The sequence below is a fragment of the Streptomyces sp. UH6 genome (genome assembly GCF_013421635.1).
Taxonomy (GTDB): domain Bacteria; phylum Actinomycetota; class Actinomycetes; order Streptomycetales; family Streptomycetaceae; genus Streptomyces; species Streptomyces abyssomicinicus.
Genome location: NZ_JACADT010000829.1, coordinates 1 through 2,543 on the forward strand (window position 1 = coordinate 1; position 2,543 = coordinate 2,543).

Consider the following 2,543-nt stretch of genomic DNA (forward strand, 5'->3'; position numbering starts at 1 on the left):
CTTTCCGCATTTCCGGGGCTGTACGGCTGGCCGAGAAGTGCGATCGGAAAAGGGGGGTGCCCGCTACGGGCACCCCCCTTTTTTTTTGCTCTACAGCCGTCCCGCTGCCTTGAGTGCGAGATAGGCGTCGGCGAGGGCAGGCGCGAGGTCGTCGGGTGTGGCGTCGACCACGGTGACGCCGTGGCGGCGGAGCTGTTCGGCGACGTGGTGGCGTTCCTCCTGGGCCTGAGCGGCGGAGGCGGCGTCGTAGACGGCCTCCGGCGTGCCGCGGCCCTTGGCCATGTCGGCGACGTGCGGGTCGGCGACCGAGGCGACCAGCAGGGTGTGCTGCTGCGTCAGGCGGTTCAGGACGGGCAGCAGGCCCTGCTCCACGGCGGCCCGGTCGAGGGAGGTGAGGAGGACGACGAGGGCACGTCGCGGCGCTGCCGCGATGGCGGCGGTGGCGAGGCCCCGGGCGTCGGTCTCCACCAGCTCGGGCTCCAGGTTGGCCATCACGGCCACGAGGGAGGCGAGCAGGTCGTCGGCGGTATGGCCCTGGACGCGGGCCCGTACGCGGCGGTCGTACGCGAGGAACCCGACCCGGTCGCCGGCCTTGGAGGCCAGGGCGGCGAGCAGCAGCGCGGCGTCCATGGAGGAGTCCAGCCGTGGTGCGTCGCCGACCCGGCCTGCTGACGTGCGGCCGGTGTCGAGGACCAGGTGGACGTGCCGGTCGCGTTCAGGGCGCCAGGTCCGGACGGCGACGGTCTGCTGCCGGGCTGTGGCCCGCCAGTCGATGGAACGGGTGTCGTCGCCGGGGACGTATTCGCGAAGGCTGTCGAACTCGGTGCCCTCGCCGCGGGTGAGGAGGCTGGTGCGGCCGTCCAGTTCCCGTAGGCGGGCCAGTTTGGACGGCAGGTGTTTGCGGCTGTGGAACGGCGGCAGCACACGCACGGCCCAGGGCACCTGGTGGCTGCCCTGGCGGGCCCAGAGCCCCAGCGGGCCGTACGAGCGGATCGTCACCCGGTCCGGGGTGCGGTCACCGCGGCGCGTGGGGCGCAGACGGGTGGTGACCCGGCGGCGTTCACCGGCGGGCACCTCGAGGACGTGCCGGGAGGCGGCGGCCTCGGTGCCCGCCGGCCAACTGCTGGGCGGCCAGGCGTCCCGCAGTCGGCCACGCAGCGGGCGACGGGTCGTGTTGGTGACGGTGAGGGTGACCTCGGCGGTGTCTCCGAGGCGCACCGAGGTGTCGCCGGAGCGGCTCAGGCGCAGACGGCGGACGGGAGCGGCCAGTGCGAAGTCGCAGGCACAGGCCGCGGCCAGGGTGCCGTTCACGGCGAGCACGCCGGTCCAGCCGGGTTCCAGCAGGCCGACCGGGAGCGAGCCGATGGCCGCCAGCAGGGCGGCCCGTCCGGTGAATCCCATCAGCGCGGCACCGGGACCTGGGCGAGGACGGCGGTGATGACGGAGTCCGCGGTGACGCCCTCCATCTCGGCCTCCGGCCGCAGCTTGACCCGGTGGCGCAGGGTGGGCAGGGCGAGGGCCTTCACGTCGTCGGGGATGACGTAGTCACGGCCGGTGAGCCAGGCCCAGGCGCGGGCGGTGGCGAGCAGGGCGGTGGCGCCGCGAGGGGAGACGCCGAGCGCCAGCGAGGGCGACTCGCGGGTGGCGCGGCAGACGTCGACCACGTAGGCGGCTATGTCGGGGGAGACCGTGGTCTTCGCGACGGCGGCGCGGGCGGCCTCGATGTCGGCGGCGGTGGCCACCGGGCGCAGGCCGGCGGCGTTCAGGTCGCGCGGGTCGAAGCCGGAGGCGTGCCGGGTGAGGACGCCGATCTCGTCCTGCCGGGACGGCAGCGGCACCGTGAGCTTGAGGAGGAAGCGGTCGAGCTGGGCCTCCGGCAGGGGGTAGGTGCCCTCGTACTCGACGGGGTTCTGGGTCGCCGCGACCAGGAAGGGCTCGGGCAGCGGCCGCGGGGTGCCGTCGACGGTGACCTGGCGTTCCTCCATGGCCTCCAGGAGGGAGGACTGGGTCTTGGGAGGAGTGCGGTTGATCTCGTCGGCGAGCATCAGGTTGGTGAAGACCGGGCCCGGCTGGAAGGAGAACTCGGCGTTGCGGGTGTCGTAGACCAGCGAGCCGGTGACGTCCGCGGGCATCAGGTCGGGAGTGAACTGGACGCGCTTGGTGTCGAGTCGCAGCGACGCCGCGAGGGAGCGGACCAGGAGGGTCTTGGCGACGCCGGGGACGCCCTCGAGGAGGACGTGGCCGCGGCAGAGCAGGGCGACCACCAGGCCGGTGACGGCCGGGTCCTGGCCGACGACGGCCTTGCCGATCTCTGCGCGCAGGCTCTCCAGGGCGGCCCGAGGGTCGCCGGAGGCCGCGGTGGTCCCGGCCGTCGGGGTGGGCTGCCAGGAGCCGGGAGTGATGTCAGCGGTCGGGTCCGTCATGGACGGCTTACCTCTCTTTCGAGGGCGTCGAGTCGGTCGGCGAGGGAGACGAGGGCCGCGTCGTCGCCGGGCGGCGGGCCGAAGAGGAGCTCCTGGAGGCCGGCGGCCCGGGCCGGGTCG

The 2,543-nt window shown here is 74.0% G+C and carries 2 protein-coding genes; both read right to left on the reverse strand.

Translation table 11 applies throughout. The features are described from left to right. Positions 1 to 90: 90 nt before the first annotated feature. Positions 91 to 1,401: a DUF58 domain-containing protein gene (locus HW445_RS26400; RefSeq protein WP_180223393.1), complete on the reverse strand. Its 1,311-nt coding sequence runs from the start codon at positions 1,399 to 1,401 to the stop codon at positions 91 to 93. Continuing rightward, complete coding sequence (locus HW445_RS26405) at positions 1,401 to 2,423, reverse strand: MoxR family ATPase (RefSeq protein ID WP_180223394.1); 1,023 nt, start codon at positions 2,421 to 2,423, stop codon at positions 1,401 to 1,403. Before HW445_RS26405 ends, HW445_RS26400 begins: the two co-directional genes overlap by 1 nt. Between the last annotated feature and the right edge of the window lie 120 nt (positions 2,424 to 2,543).